The following is an 18,806-nucleotide window of genomic DNA, read 5'->3' on the forward strand; positions in this document are numbered from 1 at the left end:
TTATCCGGGTATAAATATGATGCTGACCGTCAAACGAATGCAGCGGTACGCGTAGGCGATGCCGACCATGAGATTCCTGCCGGCGGTTATCCAAGCGGCAGGTCGTCAGCGCACAAAGCATTGGCTTCCGCAGCATGCTGGGGGCGCTGACCGAGTCGACGTGTGTTGAGCCGGTCGCGCGGGGCGGACGTCAACGCGTGGGGAGCGCTCAATCCGACCGCCCGGCGAGTGTCCCGATTCCGACAGTAGTCCATCCGAGCCTGCGCAACGTGGGCTGACTTTTTTAGATATCGAAAATTTAAAGAATCCGCATTTCTGATAGTTGTGCGCGCGCAAGAATAGCGGTGCCGTGCGGCCACTTCGGCAACGTTTCCGAGTGGCTTGTCGCGACGGCATTCAACCGCAAACCACAGCTACACAGGAAAAAACATGCAACTCCAAAACCACCCGTCATGCAGGCCTTTCTACGAAGCCGGGGACATGTCGCAAATGGCCGCATTTTATGAGGAAGGCCGAAACATCATGTGGATGATGCTCCGTGCCGCCCCCCGCCCGTGTTTCAATCAGGGGCTTCTCACCGAGATCATGCACCTTGCCCGTACGGCGCGGGAATCCGGGCTGCGCATCGATTTTTGGGTCACGGGATCGCTGGTGCCCGAGCTTTTCAACGTTGGCGGAGATCTTAGCTTCTTTGTCGATGCGATCCGCTCCGGCAAGCGTGACATGCTGATGGCGTATGCGCGGTCGTGCATCGATTGCATCTGGGAGATGTACAACGGCTACGGCACCGGTGCGATCTCGATCGCGATGGTCGAGGGCAGCGCGCTCGGCGGCGGACTCGAGGCGGCGCTCGCGCATCACTTCGTGCTTGCGCAGAAAGGCGTGAAGCTCGGTTTTCCGGAGATCGCGTTCAATCTGTTCCCCGGCATGGGCGGATATTCGCTCGTCGCACGCCGAGCCGGCATGCGCGTGGCGGAGGAACTGATCAGTACCGGAGAGTCGCACGTGGCCGAGTGGTTCACGGAAAAGGGGCTTGTCGACCAGCTATTCGAGCCCGGCGACGCGTTCCTCGCGACACGCACGTTTATCGACGTGATCCGGCCTAAGCTGAATGGGATTCGCGCGCTGATCCGCGCGCGTCAACGCGTGCTGCCCCTGGATCGCTCGGAGCTGATGGACATTACCGAGGACTGGGTTCGGTCGACGTTTACGATCGAGACGAAGGATCTCGCCTATATGGAGCGACTGGTGATGATGCAGAACCGCCGCGTTTCCAAGCTCCGCACGGTATCTTGAGGCACAACGGCGGTAAAGTGATGTAGCGAATCGAGAAGGCTCAGGCGATAAGCCTGAGCTTTCTTTTTTCGATGATCCAAGCCTCGAGATCGTGTGCTGGCATCGGCTTCGCGTAGAGGTAGCCTTGCGCACGTTCGATCCCGGCCTGCCGCAGGAATGCCGCCTGGGCGTCGGTCTCGACCCCTTCCGCCACCACCGAAAACCCCAGCGCCTTGGCCAACGTGAATACTGACGACACGAGCGCCTGGGCATTCGTGTCGCTGTCGACGCTGGTCACGAAACTGCGGTCGAGCTTGATCACATCGAATGGCAGGCGCGCGAGCTGCGCAAGTGACGAATAGCCGGTGCCGAAATCGTCGAGATAAATCCGTGCGCCGAGCTTTCGGAACTGCTCCATCAGACTGAGCACCCGGTCCTCGTCCTCGATGAAGCAGCTCTCGGTCAACTCGACGTCGAGCAGGCCGGGCTTCAGACCGACGCTGTCGCAGATCTCGCCGAAGTGATTTGCGACATTCAGGTCGCTCAATTGACGCGCGGACACATTGATCGAGACGCGCATGTTCAGGCCCTTCGCTTGCCACTGAACGGCCTGTTTCGCTGCCGCTTCCATCACCCAGCGTCCGAGTGATCCGATCAGGCCGAATTCCTCGGCATGGCGAATGAATTCGACAGGCCCCACCAGTCCGCGCTCCGGCGATTGCCAGCGGATCAATGCCTCGACACTTTGTATGTCGCCCGTCGCGATGTCGACGAGCGGCTGATAGTGCAATACGAACTGCTTTTCCTCGAGCGCCTTGCGAAGATTGGTATCGAGCCACATGGCCTTCGCGACCTTCTGGTTCATTTCCTGAGTGAACACCCGATACGTCCGCTTTCCGGCTTCCTTCGCAACGTACATTGCCGTATCGGCGTTGCGGATGAGGGTTTCCATGGTGTCGCCATGTTGCGGATGCAGCGTGATGCCGATCGAGCAACTGGTATAGACCTCCATCACGTCCAGGCGAACCGACGTCTCGAACCGGTCGATGATCGTCTTCGCGGTGTCTTCGAGCATGGCGAGCGTTGCGTGCTCGAACAGCACCAGGAATTCGTCGCCACCGAGACGCGCGAGCGTTGCACATTCGGGCAGGCAGTTCCTGACGATCGCGGACACTTGGGTCAGTAGACGGTCGCCGGTCACATGTCCATAGTGATCGTTGACGTGCTTGAAGTTGTCGAGATCGAGAAACAGGATGCCGACCTGCCGTGGGGTGTCATCCGGGCCGCCAGCTAGCGCGGCGCGGATCATCTCGGTGACGGCATGGCGGTTCGGCAGCCCGGTCAGCACGTCGGTATTCGCAAGCTCGGTCAGGCGCTGCTGTGCGTTGCGCTCCTCGGTGATATCGACGCCCGAGCAAATCAGGAACCGCTCGTCGAGTCCGCTGCCGCTCTGCACGAACTTATTGCGAAACTGATACAGGCGCGGGCCGTTGACCGTATTGATGAAGCGCTCGACAGCGAATGGCTTGTCGTTTTCGAAGAAACCCGTGATGTTCGTGCTCGACTTCTTGCCTTGCTCTTCGGTCATGAACAGATCGAAGGCGCTCCTGCCAATGACGTCTTCCTCGCGTTTGCCCAGTACTTCTTCGGCGAGCCGATTGAAGCGCTGCAGGATGCCGTGCCGGTTGAGGACCACGACGAGCGAATTGACTTCGGAGACGACCTGCTCGGCAAAGGCAAGACCGTGCGCGAGGTCGCGCGCGACGGAGCGAGTATCCGAGTAGGCGGAGGCGGTGCCGGCCCAGGTGGTCGCATCGAGCTTTTTGCCAACCATGTGCAGGCGAAGCGGATGGCCAAACAGGGCGATCTCGAGTTCGAAGGACGAGGTGACGCCAGTCAGGCTGCGAATCGTGGCGGCCTGCGCGGCATCGAGCGCGATGCTGATGTTCGTCAAGCCGCGAACCGCGGAAAGCTCGAGTGCGTTGCTGTCGATGCCCAGGCGCCAGTATGGGCTCTGTGTGCCGAGGTGGACTTCGAGGACTTCACTGTCGTTTTCGTCATGCATGGACGAGACCCGCCTTTAAACCGCATAAGTTAGACGGCGCTCCATGACGGATGCCCATCGACGCGCCTCGCCATACGTTGCGCCATTCGCGGCAAAGCGCGATGCGCATCTGTTCTCGCCGGCTGGCGTCCCGGCTTGCGCCGACCGGGCGGTCGCATGGGGTGCATTGAACGATTACGTGTCGGTCATCTTATCAAAAGATGACTATGGGTTTCAATGTTCATACCTAACCAGTGACGTTCGCGTGCGGTCGGTGCGCTTCCCCCCTCATCGTCGGCAATAAACGGACATTATCGAACCCGAACGCCAATCTGGTGGAAGTCGTATTTCAAACGCGCGTCAGCGAGTACTGCTTTGCTTTACCCATTGTCACGGCCCCACGTGGTGCATGACGCCTTCCCGCAGCCCCCGGAACCGCTGCCGCGCTGACCTTCGCCGAATCTGGTACTTTTTGGTATCTGCGCCCGGATGCAGATCCGATCGTCTGATTTCATGCAACGTATGGAGCGAGAAATGGAAAGCAAAAGCGCGAGTGCTTCTGGCAAGTGCCCGGTGATGCATGGCAGTGCCACGTCGGCGGAGATGTCCCACATGGATTGGTGGCCCAAGGCGCTGAACCTTGACATCCTGCATCAGCACGACAGCAAGACCAACCCGATGGGGGCGTCGTTTCACTATCGGGACGCCGTCAAGACGCTCGACGTCGATGCGCTCAAAAAAGACCTCAAGGCCCTGATGACCGACAGTCAGGACTGGTGGCCGGCGGACTGGGGGCACTACGGCGGCCTGATGATCCGCATGGCCTGGCACTCTGCAGGCACCTATCGCATCGCCGACGGGCGAGGCGGCGGCGGCACGGGCAATCAGCGATTCGCGCCGCTCAACTCCTGGCCGGACAATGCCAATCTCGACAAAGCCCGTCGTCTGCTGTGGCCGATCAAGAAGCAGTACGGCAACAAGCTGAGCTGGGCGGACCTGATCATTCTCGCCGGCACGCTGGCTTACGAATCGATGGGGTTGAAGACCTTCGGCTTCGGCTTCGGACGTGAAGATATCTGGCATCCGGAAAAGGATATCTACTGGGGATCCGAAAAGGCGTGGCTCGCGCCCACCGACAACCCGAACAGCCGCTACTCCGGCGAACGTGATCTGGAAAACCCGCTGGCGGCAGTCATGATGGGGTTGATCTATGTGAACCCGGAGGGCGTCGATGGCAAGCCCGATCCGCTGAAGACCGCGCGTGACGTGCGCGAGACCTTCGCGCGCATGGCGATGAACGACGAGGAAACGGTCGCCCTGACCGCTGGGGGCCACACCGTTGGCAAGACGCATGGCAATGGCAACGCGGCCAATCTCGGCCCGGCGCCGGAAGGTGCGGATGTCGACGCGCAGGGGCTGGGCTGGATCAACGCGGTCAGCCGTGGTGTGGGGCGCGACACGGTCACCAGTGGCATCGAAGGGGCCTGGACCACGCACCCGACGACGTGGGACGGCGGCTATTTCGACATGCTTCTCGGCCATGAGTGGGCGTTGCAGAAGTCGCCCGCCGGCGCGTGGCAGTGGGAGCCGGTCGACATCAAGGAAGACGCCATGCCCGTGGATGTCGAAGATCCGTCGATCCGCCGCAAGCCGATCATGACCGACGCCGACATGGCCATGAAGATGGATCCGGCATACCGGAAAATCTCGGAACGGTTCCATCAGGATCAGGCGTATTTCTCGGAAGTCTTCGCTCGCGCATGGTTCAAGCTGACGCACCGCGACATGGGCCCGAAGTCCCGCTACCTCGGCCCGGATGTGCCGAAGGAGGACTTGATCTGGCAAGACCCGGTTCCCGCGGGCCGCAAGGATTACGACGTGGCTGCGGTGAAGGCAAAAATCGTCGCCAGCGGCCTCGGCATCGCCGATCTGGTGGCGACGGCGTGGGACAGCGCGCGCACCTTCCGAGGTTCCGACAAGCGCGGCGGCGCCAACGGCGCACGCATTCGTCTGGCACCGCAGAAGGATTGGGAAGGCAACGAGCCGGTGCGTCTGGCCAGCGTGTTGGCCGTGCTGGAGAAGATCGCGGCCGAGACGGGCGCCAGCGTGGCCGATGTGATCGTGCTGGCCGGTAACGTCGGTGTGGAGCAGGCGGCCAAGGCGGCGGGTGTTCACGTCACCGTGCCTTTTGCACCGGGGCGTGGCGATGCCACGCAAGCGCAAACCGATGTGGCGTCGTTCGACGTCCTGGAGCCTGTGGCGGATGGGTTCCGCAATTGGCTGAAGCAGGCATATGTGGTGAGCCCGGAGGAACTGCTGCTCGATCGCGCCCAGTTGATGCGGCTGACGGCGTGCGAAATGACGGCCTTGATGGGCGGCATGCGCGTACTGGGCACCAACCACGCGGGCACCCGGCATGGCGTGCTTACGAACCGCGTTGGCGCATTGACGAATGATTTCTTTGTCAATCTGACCGACATGGCGAACCTCTGGAAGCCCGCGGGCAACAATTTATACGAAATCCGCGATCGCAAGTCCGGCGAAGTGAAATGGACGGCCACGCGTGTCGATCTGGTCTTCGGCTCGAACTCGGTGCTGCGGGCCTATGCGGAGGTCTACGCACAGGACGACAATAAAGAGAAGTTTGTGCAGGACTTCGTCGCCGCCTGGACGAAGGTCATGAACGCCGATCGGTTCGACCTGGCGTAATTCCCGATGGGGCGTCCCCCGCAGCCCGGGCACGGCTGCGGGGGGCGTTCAGACACCGTGCGAGCGGATGAGCGGATAAATCAGCACGCCAATGATCGCCGCCGCCAAGACAACCACCGGCTCCGGCAGACGTTTGAAGCGCCATAACAAGGCGATGGTCACGACCGCCATCAGCAGCGTGGGCCAGTCGACGATCGAGCGGCGTGCGATGACAAGGACCGATCCCGTGATCGCGCCTACGGCTGCTGCTGTGATGCCGTCGACGAAGGCCCGTATCGCGGGCAGCTTGCCGTACTTCTTGAAGTACGGCGCCGGCAGCACAGTAAAGAGATAGCAGGGGAGAAACGTGCCGAGCGCGGCAACGCACGCCCCCGTCAATCCAGCCACGAGATAACCGATAAAGCCGACAGTAATGACAACGGGCCCCGGTGTGATCATCGCCACCGCGACGGCGTCGACGAACTGCTTGTCGTTGAGCCAGTGGTGCTCGGTGACCACCCCGCCATATAGAAACGGCACGATGGCGAGTCCCGAGCCGAACACGAAGGCGCCGGCCTTTGTGAAGAACAGACCGAGTTGGCCAAGCAGAGGCCAATCGAGACCGCTGATTACGCCGCTTGCCGGCGGCAACTGCGCCAACGCAACTGCGTTGATGCCGCCTTTGCCCAGCCATTTGGGCGGTGCCTTAACCAGCCAGTTGATGACACCTCCCGCAATGAACAGCCACGCGATCTCCGATTCGGTGACCACCGTGACGGCAGCCAGCGTCAGGTAAATCGCGAGTAAGAGCCGGTGTCTGCCCACCGTCTTTGTGGTGAGCTTGTACGCGCTCATTGCAATGATGCCCACGACGGCCGCGCCGACGCCATAGAAAACCGCCTGCATCCAGGCAAGACCGCCAAAGTGCGCGTAAGCCCATCCGAGCAGAACCACCATCGCAAACGACGGCAGGACGAAGGCGATGCCAGCGAGCGTCGCGCCAACCACACGATAGTGGACGTAGCCAAGATAGATGCCGAGCTGCGCGGCGAGCGGGCCGGGCATCATCTGCGCCAGTGCCAAGCCCTCGCGGTAGTCCGCGTCGGTAATCCAGCCGCGCCGTTCGACAAGATCGCGATGCATGTACCCGACCAGTGCCACGGGACCGCCGAAGCCGAAGGTGCCAAGCCGCAGCATATAAAGCACCATCTGACCCAGCGTGTAGCCTGGTGCGGAGGCGGTTGTCGTGCTCATGGGCGGCTCCTGCTTTCCTTGTGCTTCGTGCTGGCGGCAAAGTGCGCGTAGAGCGCGTCGAGAACCGGCATCATCGCGTCGAGCAACTGATCATCGTCGGGCGCAGCCTCGCGCGTGCCGGCCAACACGGCTTCGAAGCCGCTGGCCTCTGGCACGGACTCGCCGCCGACATCCAGTGAATGAACCAGTTGCCCAAGGCGCAGCAGCGCCGCGTCGTGATCGAGACCGAACGTCGCGAGCAAAACCTCGAAAGTCACCCGGTCGTCGACGTGCGTGAATGCGGCGCCATCGAAATCGAAGCCGAGCGCGTCTGCGGGACACGCCTTGGGCGACTCGAGCCACACGAACCGAGCCTCGAGATCGATAAACCGACCAATCAGCCATGCGCTCGCTACCCGGTCTACCCACAGGCGACGACGTGTCGCCCAGATTCGCCGCTGATAGTCCTCGCGCTTGAGGAGGGCGATGGGCTGGTTGGCCGCGTGCGGCTCACCCGGCGACAGGACCGTCTCGACATGAGAAACGAAGTCCCCCCACGCGGCTGCCGCGCGTGCGGCAGCCTCGGTGGGGAAGTAATCGATTGCGGCAACGCTCTCATAGTCCTTTTGCAGCCGCCGTTGCAACCGGGCCAGCTCGGCAGGCGACTGCGCAGACACCGCCTTGCGTGCCTCGGCGAGCGATTGGACGACGTTGTCGTAGTCGTCGGATCGGTCGAACAGCCCGCGGAAGTACGCCTCCTGCGCCGCGTCGAGGCTTGGGGTGCGCAGCAGATGCGCGGTGCCGCCGCTGTCGCTGATGGATTCGGCAAGCTCGCGCAGCATGCCTTCACGCTCGGCGTTGTAGGGCAGCAGATAAACGCCGTCCCGCAGAACGGCACAGCCCCGGGCTTTCAATGCGCGCCAGTACCGCATGCGCGCGGTGGCATTTTCCGTCGGCAGTGACAGCACTAGCAGCGACCAGGTGGAAATTCGTTTCATGTAGATAACATTACGTCAACGTAACATACTCTACAAGTTTACTTTTCGTATGATCGGCCAGGTTTTGTCCGCCGAGCCGGCTGGGGGCCAGTACACTTCCCCCCAATAGACGATGCGAGGTTTGACGACCGTGAAATTCCGATACAGCGCGGTATTCACCGCTTTGGCTGCCGCGGCGCTTTTCGGCGCCGCGACGCCGCTCGCCAAAGCGATGCTCGGCGCCGTCAGTCCATTCATGCTGGCCGGGCTGTTTTATCTGGGGAGCGGCTTGGGGCTGGGTGTCGGGATCGCGTGGCGCGCGTTGAGTGGGCGTGGGCGTCATGCCGGCAGCGACCATCGCATCCAGCGGGGCGAGCTGCCGTGGCTGATCGGCGCGATTGCGATGGGGGGTGTCGCCGGCCCGGCGTTGCTGATGCTGGGGCTGTCGAGCACCCCGGCGGCAACGAGTTCGCTGCTGTTGAACCTCGAGGGCGTGCTGACGGCCGTCATTGCCTGGGTGGTTTTCCGGGAAAACGTGGACCTCCAGGTTTTTCTCGGCATGGTGGCGATCGTCGCGGGCGGCGTGCTTCTCTCATGGCACCCTGGCGGGGTGGGTTTGCCGGTGGGCGCGCTGTTGATCGTCTGTGCGTGTATGTGCTGGGCTATCGACAACAACCTCACGCGCAAGGTCTCGGCAAACGACGCAATGGTGATTGCGTGTCTGAAAGGATTGGCGGCGGGTCCGGTAAATCTTGGCATTGCGTTCGCGGCGGGTGCTTCGCTGCCGTCGCCAGGGACAGTGGCCGCGGCCATGGCGACAGGGCTTGCCGGTTACGGAATCAGTCTCGTGCTGTTCGTGGTCGCGCTGCGCAATCTCGGAACCGCGCGTACTGGTGCTTACTTTTCGGTGGCGCCGCTGTTCGGCGTCATACTTTCTCTGATCATCTGGCCCGCATGGCCTGATCTGACTTTTTCGTTGGCTGCCGGACTCATGGCGGTCGGTATCTGGCTGCATGTGCGTGAGCGGCACGAACATGCGCATACGCACGAGCGGCTCGAGCATACGCATCGCCACCGCCATGACGAACATCATCAGCACGAACACGACTTTCCTTATGCCGGCGATGCGCCGCACACGCACGCGCACGCACATCTACCCATCACGCATTCGCATGCGCATTTTCCCGACATCCATCACCGGCATCGGCACTAGCCGGTGGGGTCGGTCCGAAGTCGGGGCAGCATGCAGCGACACCTCGGGATCGCGCCATGGATGTGGTTGAAGCAGCCGTCCGGCGCGCGGTGCATTCCGGTCCCTTTCATTACATTGACGATGCGCCGAAACGCTCCACAACCTCCCACCCCAAACCACCTCACTTCGTACTTTTGGAGTGGCGACGCCATCCGCAGGCGGTGCGTGAGCGACGTTGTGCTGTCGGGCACTGTCGACGTGCCTGAGCTCCCAACGCGCCTGCTCGCCGATTGGACGCGGGAGTTATCGCTGCGCATGACGCTGGGCGCCGGGGATGTCGATGTGATGCCGCTCGCTCGCGCGCGGGCGCGCTGGCCGAACTATTCGCAATATGTGCAGGCCGCGTCCGATTGGACGAACACGCTTGGCTTGCCCGGGTCGCTCGCGTCGAAGGATGTCGCGCTCATGGCGTGCCGTGGTGCGAGGTATCACCACGACGGAGAACAGTACGGCGGCGCGGCCTTTTGCAATTTGTTCCTGAGCGAAGACAAGGGGCAGGACGTTCATTTCCCCGGATTGGACCTTCGCATTCCTTTGACCCGGGGGACGGTGCTGATATTCGACACCTGCCAGCCGCACGGGGTGATTCAACGCGGCCGCCACGCCTTCGATGCCGACGATTTCCCCGTAGATCAGGATGGCACGCAGGTATTCCTGACCTGGGAGCTTCCGATCGAGGATCCCGATGTCGCACGCGCCCTCCACGTCGCCTTCGACGTCGACCCATCGGGCCCGACGACGGTGAATGACGAGCAAGTGCGGCGCAATGGCGGAAGGGTCGAGGTCTGCCCGCAATCAGGTCACTGGCGTCGCGCGGGCGCATCGGGTCACGCGTTGAACGACGGCGTTCGATGATGCCAACGGCGTGGGCTGCTGCGCGCCAGCACCAGCGCTGACTACAGCGGGACGTCTTCGATCAAGGCCAGTCGAAGTGCGCGAATCCGTCGATCGACGAAATAACCACCGCCTTCCGTGTAGCGCAGATACAGCCGAGCGCACGACGTGCATTCCCACACGCTGCAGCGGTTGTATGGGAAGTAGCGCGGGGCGATCGGCGCATCGTCCGCCCAGTACGTCGTCTTGCCCGGCAGGTATTCGGCAACGGTCGGTTCCGGAGTGTCTTCCGCGAGCAAGGTGCCGATCTCCCGCAATAGCGTTTCGTCGAGGGAAACCGGTTGGGATTGCCAGCCGTCGAGCGGCGTTTTCGTGCACGCACACGGACCGGGCGTCTTGGCTTGCGCGCGTCGTGCAAGATCGATCAGGGTGGCGGTGTCCAGAGGGGCGGGCATGGTGCGTATAGTCGTGTCGATGAGGCGGCAAACGCGCCATCATGCGCGCGTTCGCCTGGGTTCGGCAAGCTGTCAGCCGTTCATCATTCGGTCACGCTGGCCAGCGACCCACGAGCGGTCGAAGCAACCTTGCGCAATCGATTTCAGCGCCGCCGCTTCCTTGGCCGCCTGCTTGCGAGCGCCCTCGATGACGGCTTCAACATCCGCAGGCGCGATCGCGAGCACGCCGTCCTCGTCGCCGACGACGATGTCGCCCGGATGTACCACCATCCCGCCGACGGTCACGGGCACGTTGATCTCGCCCGGTCCGTTCTTGTATGGGCCACGATGCGTCACACCGCGTGCGTAAACCGGAAAATCGCGCTGGCGCAGAGCGCCGACATCGCGGATCGCGCCGTCGATCACGAGACCTTGCACGCCAAGGCTTTCCGCGAAGCTCGCCATGATGTCGCCCATCAGCGCCTGCGTGAGCTCCCCGGCGCCGTCGATCACGAGTACGTCGCCGGGCCGGCAGTAGTCAAACGCGCGATGGATCGCGAGATTATCGCCACCGCGCGTGCGCACGGTAACCGCCGTGCCAGCCATCGGCTTCGGTCGATGAAACGGCCGCAGGCGGGTCGTGCCGCTCACGCGGGCCATGCTGTCGCTCAATAGCGATACGGCGAGTTCTCGCAAGGCGACGAGCGTCGCGGGGCTCGTCTGGGCCGCCGATTCATATTCGCGCCATCCGGCCATATTCATATCGTTGCTCCTTCGGTTGATCGTTGTCGTTCGAGCTGCGCGGATAGGCGCCCGTACACTGCACGCGCATTGCCTTCGAAAATGCGCCGGCGGTCCGCGTCGCTGAGCCATTCGATGGCATCGATATAGCGGCGCGTGTCGTCGAAGTAATGGCCGGTTTCCGGATCGATCCCCTGCACCGCGCCGATCGTTTCCGACGCGAACAGAATGTTCTTCGCCGGAATCACCTTGGCGAGCAGTTCGGCGCCCGGCTGATGGTAGACGCATGTATCGAAGAAGACATTGTTCAGCAGGTGCTCGGTGAGCAGCGGCCGATTCATCTCCTGCGCGAGCCCGCGATAACGTCCCCAGTGATACGGCACCGCGCCGCCGCCGTGTGGAATGATGAACTTGAGCGTCGGGAAATCGGCAAACAGGTCGGCGCTCAGCAACTGCATGAACGCCGAGGTGTCGCCGTTGATGTAATGGGCGCCGGTTGCATGGAAGTTGGGATTGCACGAGGACGAAACGTGAATCATCGCCGGCACGTCGAGTTCAACCAGTGCTTCGTAGAGCGGGTACCACGAGCGGTGGCTCAACGGCGGCCCAGACCAGTGTCCACCTGACGGATCGGGATTCAGATTGCAACCGATAAAGCCCAAGTCCTCGACGCATCGCCGCAACTCGGCGATGCAATTTTCCGGTGCTACGCCCGGCGCCTGCGGCAGCTGGCAGACGCCGACGAAGTTGCGCGGGAAAAGCTCGCACACGCGATGTACGAGGTCGTTGCAGGCCGCCGACCAGACCGCGTTGGCTTGCGCTGAAGCCAGGTGGTGGCCCATGCCGGCAGCGCGCGGGGAGAAGATCGTAAGATCGGTGCCGCGCTCGCGCTGGATACGCAACTGACCGCGTTCGATGCTCTCGCGAATTTCGTCGTCGGAAATGTTGGGGCGAGGGGGCGGCGCAACGCCGTCCTTCAGCGCTGCGATCTGCTGCGCGCGCCATGTTTCGTGTTGCGGGGGTGAGGTCGTATAGTGACCGTGACAATCAATGATCATGCGTGACTTCCGTAACGTTGTGTGCGGGATTCAGGTGCGGGCGGCGGAATCCGCCGTGGACAGCGAAGTGTCTTCGTCGTCGGCCGGCTTCACTCGCATCACGAGCGCGATGACTGTCGCCATGACGAGGAACGCCGCGATCGTCAGCAGCGCGAACTTGAAGTTGCCCGTCGCGTTGCGCACGAGCCCGATGCTCCACGGCCCAACCAGCCCACCGAACTGCGCGATCGTGTTGATGAGCGCGATAGTCGCAGCGCCCGCCGCGCCGGTCCTGAACGAGGATGCGAGGCTCCAGAACAGCGGGTTGCCGGCGTAGATGAAAAGGCCCGTTATGCACAGCAGTACGTAGGCGATAACGGGATTCGGCGCATAAGCACTGCCGGCGATGGCGACGGCGCTCATGCCATAGACGAAGGCCAGATGTTTTTTGCGGTCCCCGGTGCGATCCGAACTGCGGCTGATGACGAACGTGCCCAGCACGCCCAGCAGCGGCGGCACGGCCGAGAGAAAGCCGACCTCGATGTTGCTCAGATGGCCAAGACTCTTGACAATCTGAGGCAGCCAAAGAAAGAGGCCGTAGATGCCGACCAAGGCGCAGCCGAACAGACAGGCAAGGCTCCATACGCGAATGTCGCTCGCTACGCGCAGCAGCGGGAAATGGGCGTTGCCACCGACGGCTTCGCGTTCGGCCGCCAGCGTCGTTTCGAGCCATTGCTTCTCGTCATCGGCGAGCCAGTCGGCATCGGCCGGGCGCTCGGTCATGATGCGCAGGGTGACAAGGCCCAGCAGCATCGCCGGAATGCCTTCGAGGATGAACATCCACTGCCATCCCTGCAGGCCCAGAACGCCGTTGGCATACGTCATCAGCGCGGTTGAGATGGGGCCGCCCAGCACGGCGGAAAACGATCCCGCTATGATGTAGCCACCCACCGCGCGGGCCCGGTAGCGCAACGGAAACCATTTGGTTAGGTACACAGCCACGCCAGGCAGGAAGCCCGCTTCCATCACGCCGAGCAAAAAGCGCAACGCGTAGAAGCTCTTATCGTCAAAGACGAAGGCCGTTGCGGCCGCCACCGCACCCCACGTGAGCAAGATGCGCGCGATCCAGCGGCGCGCGCCCACGCGATGCAGCAGCAGGTTGCTCGGCACCTCCAGGAGCATGTAGCCGACGAAGAAAATGCTGCCTGCGAAACCGAACACGGCGGGCGAAAAGCCGAGCGCCTTGTTCATGTCGAGCGCCGCGAAGCCGATGTTGATGCGATCGAGGTAGTTGAAGAACATCATCGCGAAGAGCATAGGCATGAGCCGCCCGTACACCTTTCGCATGGTTGCCGCTTCGTTGAATGGGGTCATGCCGTCTCCACGTTCTTTATGTCGGATCGCGAGGGCTCTGTGGCCCTGCGTTACAAACGGCCTTTGCCGTCAGCGTGCCCGCACCTGTGCCGCGCCTGATAAGGCGGGCCGGTTCGGATCACGAAAACCGATGATAAGAAGCGCGGTGTTCGGCGTCCAAGACGCGTTGCTTATGTTTCTATAAGCTTTTTTTTATAGTATGCGTCCGCGAGTGGCGCGGGAAGGCAGCCGAGGAAGGCGCGCAGATGCGCCGAGTCATCGTCAGCGCGGAATGTTGCAGCCAGCGTTGACCATTGCGACGCGCCTGGGTTCGCGAGATGGCGGAACACGACGTCCTTGCGGCCATGTCGCGCCACGGACTCACCGACAAATGTCACGCCGAGTCCCGCCGCGACGAGCGCGATGGCGGTCTGGATTTCGTAGGCTTGATGAGCGACGAATGGCGTCACGCCCGCGTCGCGATACAAGGACTGCACAGTGTGCTTGAACTGCGCGTTCTGGTGCTTCGGATACAGGATGAGCGGTGTGTCTTCGAGTTCGGAAATGCAAACCTTCTTCTTCCCCGCCAGCGGATGATCCGGTGAAAGCACTGCCACGATGTGTTCACGCAGCAGCGGATACGTCACGCAGCCGGGGATGTCGAGTGGTTGACGTCCGATGCCGACGTGAATGCGCATGTCGCGCAACGCATCGGCCTGCTCGTCGGTCAACATCTCGAAGAGCTTCAGTTCGATCTGTGGGTAAGCCCGATGGAATGCCTTCAGTGCGGGCGGCAGGATGCTGTACATCGCAGATCGCGTGAAGCCGATGGACAGCCAGCCACGTCGTCCTACGCCAATTTCCTGGGCGCCGAGGCTCGCCTGCTCCCATGAGCCGAGAATCTGGCGTGCCTCGGTGCAGAGATAGTGGCCCGCTTCGGTGAGTCTGAGCGGCCGCCTTGCGCGGTCGACGAGTTGCGTGCCAAGCCGCTCTTCCAGCAGTCGTATCTGCTGACTCAGTGCGGGTTGCGCGATATGCAAGCGCTCCGCCGCGCGGCTGAAGTTCAGCTCCTCGGCAAGAATGACGAAACACTGCAAGGACCTGAAATTCATGTCAACTTTCCTAACGTCCGGTGAGTCGCGCGCATCAGGCGATGGGGTCGTGCGCTGCTCACGTGCTCTCTCTATCGATGATCGTGAACCCTGTATCGACACGCAGCGTTTCGTTGAAGGGCGGGTTCCCATCCAGTCGCTGCAGCACGGCCTCGGCGGCAAGGCGTCCGATCATCGCCCCGTCGATGCGGACCGTCGACAAGGACGGATGGACGTGGGCGGCGGTGCTCAGATCGCCGAAACCCATCACCGCCACTTGCTGCGGAACGCCAATGCCGCGACTCGCCGCCTCGGCGAGAATGCCCTGCGCCAGCATGTCGGTGCTGCAAACAATCACGTCGGGCAATCCTTTGTCGAGCAAGCGTACAAAGCCTTCGCGCCCCGCTTGCAGTGTTGCCGGCGCGGGCAGGACTTCCAACGGCACATCGTCCATTCCGTGCGCCTTCAATGCCTCCACGACACTGATACTGCGGCGCATTCCGCGCGGATCGTCGGCTGACATCAGGGCGAACCGCCGGTACGATTTCTTCAGCAGATGGTCGACCACCGCGCGGCCGACGGCTTCGTGCGAGAAACCGACCAGCATGTCGATGGGGTCGTCGGCCAGGTCCCACACTTCCACGATCGGCACGTTCGTCTTGAGCAATCGCTCGCGTGTGACGCGGGAGTGGTCTGTGCCGGTCAGGACGATCGCATCCGGTCGACGGCCGAGCAAGGTGTGCACGAGTTGCTCTTCCCGTTCGCGACGGTAGTCCGTTAGCCCCAGCAGCGTTTCATAGCCCGACGCGGCCAGCGTCGACATCATCGTCTGCACCAGTTCCGTGAAGATCGATGTCGCAATCGTCGGCAACAGCAACGCCACGAGGTGGCTCCGGTTCGTGGCAAGCGCGCCCGCCAGCAGGTTGGGCACGTAGCCGGTCACGCGAACGGCGTCGAGCACCCGTTGCCGCGTTGCTTCGCGTACGAGTTCCGGTCGCTTCAGCGTGCGTGACACCGTCATCGCCGTAACGCCGGCAAGGCGTGCAACGTCTTCCAACGTCACGTTGTCGTTCGTCTGAGGCGGCCGACTGGCGGACGGCCTGTAGTGCTCTTCCATCGCGGCTCCCTGTGTTCATCCATTCTATCGATAAGAGAACGCGATTAGAGAGCCCAATGACATACGACGTCGTATGTATTAATCCCGGGAAAACCCGGATTTTCGGACTGTTTGCGCTAACATATGCTTCCAACACATAAGACATCACACAACATTTCGGAGACGATGATGGAAAATGGCGTAACGCGGGCAGCCTTGGCTCGGGATGAGGCGCTTGGCACGGCGGCCGCGACGGCAGGCGGCGTCGATGGCCGTTATGCGGGGCAAAGCAAGGCGCGCTACCTGGTCGTTTTCATGCTTTTCCTGATCACGACGGTCAACTACGCCGATCGCGGAACGCTCTCTATTACGGGCACGGCCATACAGCACCAACTGGGTATTTCGCCGGTCGCGATGGGCTACCTGTTCTCGTCGTTCGCATGGGCCTATGTCGCCGCGCAGATTCCCGGTGGCTGGCTGCTCGATCGCTTCGGCACCAAGCGGGTCTATGCCTGCAGTATCTTCTTTTGGTCACTGGTGACGGCGCTGCAGGGTCTGGTCGCGGGCTTGCCGGTGGCGATGGCGGTCATCACGCTGTTCGCGTTGCGCTTTCTCGTGGGGGCGGCCGAGGCGCCGGCATTCCCGGGCAATTCGCGCATGACCGCCACGTGGTTCCCGACGGCCGAGCGGGGCACGGCGTCGGCCATCTTCAATTCGTCGCAGTATTTTGCCGCCGTGCTGTTCACGCCGCTCATGGGCTGGATCACGCATGCGTACGGTTGGCAGTACGTGTTCTATGTGATGGGCGCGCTGGGCATCGTGCTCACCGGCGTCTGGCTGAAGACCATCTATGCGCCGCGCCAACATCCGCTCGCGAACGACGCGGAAGTCCGCTTCATTGCCGATCACGGTGCGATGATCGACCTCGAAGACAAACAAGTCGCCGCGCAGCGTCGCGTCGCGACGGCGGGTTCGAACGACGGAATGCAGGGGCGCAAGATTTTCAGGCAACTGCTCAAGAGCCGCATGATGCTTGGCGTGTTCATCGCGCAATACTGCATCACGACGCTCACCTATTTCTTCCTGACGTGGTTCCCGATCTACCTCGTGCAGGAGCGCCATATGTCGATCCTGAAGGCGGGCTTCGTGTCGTCGATCCCGGCGATTGCCGGCTTCCTCGGCGGCTTGCTCGGCGGCGTGGTGTCGGACCGGATGATGAAGCATGGCTTCTCGACGTCGACCGCGCGCAAGGTGCCCATCGTCGTCGGGCTGCTGCTGTCGACCTGCATGATCGCCTGCAACTACGTGGACAACCAATGGGTGGTGGTCGGCATCATGGCAGCGGCGTTCTTCGGCAAGGGCATCGGCGCGCTGGGCTGGGCCGTTGTGTCGGATACGGCGCCGAAGCAAGCAAGCGGGCTGTGCGCGGGCCTCTTCAATACGTTCGGTAACACGGCAGGTATCACGACGCCGATCGTGATCGGATATCTCGTGCAAGACACGGGTTCGTTCGCGGCGGCACTGGTCTTCGTGAGCGCCAATGCGCTGATTGCGATCGTGTGCTACCTGTTCGTCGTGGGCAAGATCGAGCGCTTCGAGCTGGCGGCGTAACGCATACCTGGCTACCGGTCCCATCGCAAGGAGATTCGATTGAATACCGCCCGCGGATTGCACGAGCAAGGTTCGCCCCTCGAGGCCGCATCGTCGAGCGCCATGGCGACGGCGGATGCCTTCGCCGGTGCGCAGCCGCTCGGCGGGTCGCCCGATGCCCATCGGGTGGCATTCCAGCCGAGCACGCGCTACCCGGACGTCGCCATCGAAATTCTCGATCCGAGCTTCGCGAAATACCGGCTCTACAGCAGCGCGGTCGAGCAGTTGGGGACCGGAATGCGCTGGGCCGAAGGCCCCGTGTACTTCCCCGCGGCACGCTACCTCGTCTTGAGCGACATTCCCAACAATCGCATGATGCGCTATGACGAAGTGACGGGGCATTGGGGTGTCTTTCGCCAGCCGTCGAATCAGAGCAACGGGAACACCCGAGACCGGCAAGGGCGACTCGTCACGTGCGAGCATCTCACGCGGCGCGTCACGCGCACGGAGCACAGCGGCAAGATCACGGTGCTCGCGAACGGCTATCAGGGCAAGCGCCTGAACTCGCCGAACGACGTCGTCTGCCAGTCGAACGGCGCCCTCTGGTTTACCGATCCGCCCTTCGGCATCGCGGGGCATTGGGAAGGCGAGAAGGCGACGCCCGAGCTGCCGCCATCCGTCTATCGTCTTTCGCCGGACGGTGAGTTGCAGGCGATGATCACTGACCTCGCCGGGCCGAACGGCCTGGCGTTCTCACCAGACGAGTCGAAGCTCTATGTGATCGATAGCCGGGCCACGCCGAGCCGCGTGCTGTGGCAATACGATGTCGGCGCAAACGGCGTCACGCTGTCAAACAAGTCGAAGCTTTTCGATGCCAACGGCGCCGGGGCGCTCGACGGCTTCGCGGTCGATACGGATGGCAACCTGTGGTGCGGCTGGGGCGCTGACGGACGCGCCGGTGTCAGTTCCGCCGACCTCGACGGGGTGAAGGTCTTCAACGCGAACGGCCAGCCGATCGGTTTTATCCGATTGCCGGAACGCTGCGCGAACTTGACGTTCGGCGGCCCGAAGAACAACCGGCTGTATATGGCAAGTTCGCATTCGCTTTATTCGCTTTACGTGGAAGCCGAGGGCGCCGTCTGATCGTCACGACGCTCGCCT

General features: G+C 62.4%; 15 protein-coding genes. 6 read left to right on the forward strand and 9 right to left on the reverse strand.

Annotation, left to right across the window (positions count from 1 at the left end):
• Window positions 1-429: 429 nt before the first annotated feature.
• Entirely contained in the window at window positions 430-1,296 is an 867-nt protein-coding gene (locus A985_RS0108450; protein ID WP_026131768.1) for a crotonase/enoyl-CoA hydratase family protein, read from the forward strand.
• Window positions 1,297-1,336: 40 nt separating this feature from the next.
• Here A985_RS0108450 and pdeR read toward each other — a convergent pair whose 3' ends face one another.
• Window positions 1,337-3,340, reverse strand: coding sequence for a cyclic di-GMP phosphodiesterase (gene pdeR, locus A985_RS0108455; protein WP_017232972.1), 2,004 nt, complete (start codon window positions 3,338-3,340; stop codon window positions 1,337-1,339).
• A 513-nt stretch (window positions 3,341-3,853) separates the two neighbouring features.
• On the opposite strand from pdeR, the gene katG reads away from it, so the two are divergent.
• Entirely contained in the window at window positions 3,854-6,028 is a 2,175-nt protein-coding gene (gene katG / locus A985_RS0108460; RefSeq protein WP_017232973.1) for a catalase/peroxidase HPI, read from the forward strand.
• Window positions 6,029-6,076: 48 nt separating this feature from the next.
• Here the strand turns inward: katG and A985_RS0108465 are convergent, their stop codons facing one another.
• Both A985_RS0108465 and A985_RS0108470 read right to left on the reverse strand, forming a co-directional pair.
• Window positions 6,077-7,261, reverse strand: a complete 1,185-nt coding sequence (locus tag A985_RS0108465) for a chromate transporter (protein ID WP_017232974.1) — start codon at window positions 7,259-7,261, stop codon at window positions 6,077-6,079.
• Window positions 7,258-8,238, reverse strand: a complete 981-nt coding sequence (locus tag A985_RS0108470; protein WP_026131769.1) for a chromate resistance protein ChrB domain-containing protein — start codon at window positions 8,236-8,238, stop codon at window positions 7,258-7,260. Before A985_RS0108470 ends, A985_RS0108465 begins: the two co-directional genes overlap by 4 nt.
• A 130-nt stretch (window positions 8,239-8,368) precedes the next feature.
• Between A985_RS0108470 and A985_RS0108475 the strand changes: the two genes are divergently transcribed.
• Together A985_RS0108475 and A985_RS24740 are read left to right on the forward strand one after the other, a co-directional pair.
• Complete coding sequence (locus A985_RS0108475) at window positions 8,369-9,430, forward strand: DMT family transporter (RefSeq protein ID WP_026131770.1); 1,062 nt, start codon at window positions 8,369-8,371, stop codon at window positions 9,428-9,430.
• 120 nt (window positions 9,431-9,550) lie between these two features.
• Window positions 9,551-10,324 carry a hypothetical protein gene (locus tag A985_RS24740; RefSeq protein ID WP_051060105.1) on the forward strand — a complete coding sequence of 258 codons (774 nt, stop codon included), beginning with the start codon at window positions 9,551-9,553 and terminating at the stop codon, window positions 10,322-10,324.
• A 41-nt stretch (window positions 10,325-10,365) separates the two neighbouring features.
• Here A985_RS24740 and A985_RS0108485 read toward each other — a convergent pair whose 3' ends face one another.
• From A985_RS0108485 to A985_RS0108510, 6 genes are all read right to left on the reverse strand, one after another.
• Complete coding sequence (locus A985_RS0108485; protein ID WP_017232978.1) at window positions 10,366-10,758, reverse strand: hypothetical protein; 393 nt, start codon at window positions 10,756-10,758, stop codon at window positions 10,366-10,368.
• A gap of 72 nt (window positions 10,759-10,830) precedes the next feature.
• Entirely contained in the window at window positions 10,831-11,499 is a 669-nt protein-coding gene (locus tag A985_RS0108490; protein WP_017232979.1) for an RraA family protein, read from the reverse strand.
• The gene (locus A985_RS0108495; RefSeq protein WP_017232980.1) at window positions 11,496-12,536 is read right to left on the reverse strand and encodes an amidohydrolase family protein; all 1,041 of its coding nucleotides are present in this window, start codon (window positions 12,534-12,536) and stop codon (window positions 11,496-11,498) included. The genes A985_RS0108490 and A985_RS0108495 overlap by 4 nt, the downstream gene beginning before the upstream one ends.
• 30 nt (window positions 12,537-12,566) lie before the next feature.
• Window positions 12,567-13,889, reverse strand: coding sequence for an MFS transporter (locus tag A985_RS0108500; protein WP_017232981.1), 1,323 nt, complete (start codon window positions 13,887-13,889; stop codon window positions 12,567-12,569).
• A 170-nt stretch (window positions 13,890-14,059) separates the two neighbouring features.
• Complete coding sequence (locus A985_RS0108505) at window positions 14,060-14,980, reverse strand: LysR family transcriptional regulator (RefSeq protein ID WP_017232982.1); 921 nt, start codon at window positions 14,978-14,980, stop codon at window positions 14,060-14,062.
• Between the two features lie 58 nt (window positions 14,981-15,038).
• A complete protein-coding gene (locus A985_RS0108510) occupies window positions 15,039-16,022 on the reverse strand; it encodes a LacI family DNA-binding transcriptional regulator (protein ID WP_232424561.1) in 984 nt (327 codons plus the stop codon).
• A gap of 348 nt (window positions 16,023-16,370) precedes the next feature.
• Here A985_RS0108510 and A985_RS24745 point away from each other — a divergent pair, with 348 nt between their 5' ends.
• Window positions 16,371-17,666, forward strand: coding sequence for an MFS transporter (locus A985_RS24745; protein WP_232424563.1), 1,296 nt, complete (start codon window positions 16,371-16,373; stop codon window positions 17,664-17,666).
• 102 nt (window positions 17,667-17,768) lie between these two features.
• Entirely contained in the window at window positions 17,769-18,788 is a 1,020-nt protein-coding gene (locus tag A985_RS0108520) for an SMP-30/gluconolactonase/LRE family protein (protein ID WP_051060106.1), read from the forward strand.
• Window positions 18,789-18,806: the final 18 nt, after the last annotated feature.

The organism is Pandoraea sp. B-6 (assembly GCF_000282835.1).
Classification (GTDB): Bacteria; Pseudomonadota; Gammaproteobacteria; order Burkholderiales; family Burkholderiaceae; genus Pandoraea; species Pandoraea cepalis.

Bases quoted from the DNA above. Each gene is read 5' to 3' on its own strand.
- A985_RS0108450 (WP_026131768.1), top strand. From the start codon at position 430: ATGCAACTCCAAAACCACCCGTCATGCAGGCCTTTCTACGAAGCCGGG.
- pdeR (WP_017232972.1), bottom strand. From the start codon at position 3,340: ATGCATGACGAAAACGACAGTGAAGTCCTCGAAGTCCACCTCGGCACA.
- katG (WP_017232973.1), top strand. From the start codon at position 3,854: ATGGAAAGCAAAAGCGCGAGTGCTTCTGGCAAGTGCCCGGTGATGCAT.
- A985_RS0108465 (WP_017232974.1), bottom strand. From the start codon at position 7,261: ATGAGCACGACAACCGCCTCCGCACCAGGCTACACGCTGGGTCAGATG.
- A985_RS0108470 (WP_026131769.1), bottom strand. From the start codon at position 8,238: ATGAAACGAATTTCCACCTGGTCGCTGCTAGTGCTGTCACTGCCGACG.
- A985_RS24740 (WP_051060105.1), top strand. From the start codon at position 9,551: ATGCGCCGAAACGCTCCACAACCTCCCACCCCAAACCACCTCACTTCG.
- A985_RS0108485 (WP_017232978.1), bottom strand. From the start codon at position 10,758: ATGCCCGCCCCTCTGGACACCGCCACCCTGATCGATCTTGCACGACGC.
- A985_RS0108490 (WP_017232979.1), bottom strand. From the start codon at position 11,499: ATGAATATGGCCGGATGGCGCGAATATGAATCGGCGGCCCAGACGAGC.
- A985_RS0108495 (WP_017232980.1), bottom strand. From the start codon at position 12,536: ATGATCATTGATTGTCACGGTCACTATACGACCTCACCCCCGCAACAC.
- A985_RS0108500 (WP_017232981.1), bottom strand. From the start codon at position 13,889: ATGACCCCATTCAACGAAGCGGCAACCATGCGAAAGGTGTACGGGCGG.
- A985_RS0108505 (WP_017232982.1), bottom strand. From the start codon at position 14,980: ATGAATTTCAGGTCCTTGCAGTGTTTCGTCATTCTTGCCGAGGAGCTG.
- A985_RS24745 (WP_232424563.1), top strand. From the start codon at position 16,371: ATGCTTTTCCTGATCACGACGGTCAACTACGCCGATCGCGGAACGCTC.
- A985_RS0108520 (WP_051060106.1), top strand. From the start codon at position 17,769: ATGGCGACGGCGGATGCCTTCGCCGGTGCGCAGCCGCTCGGCGGGTCG.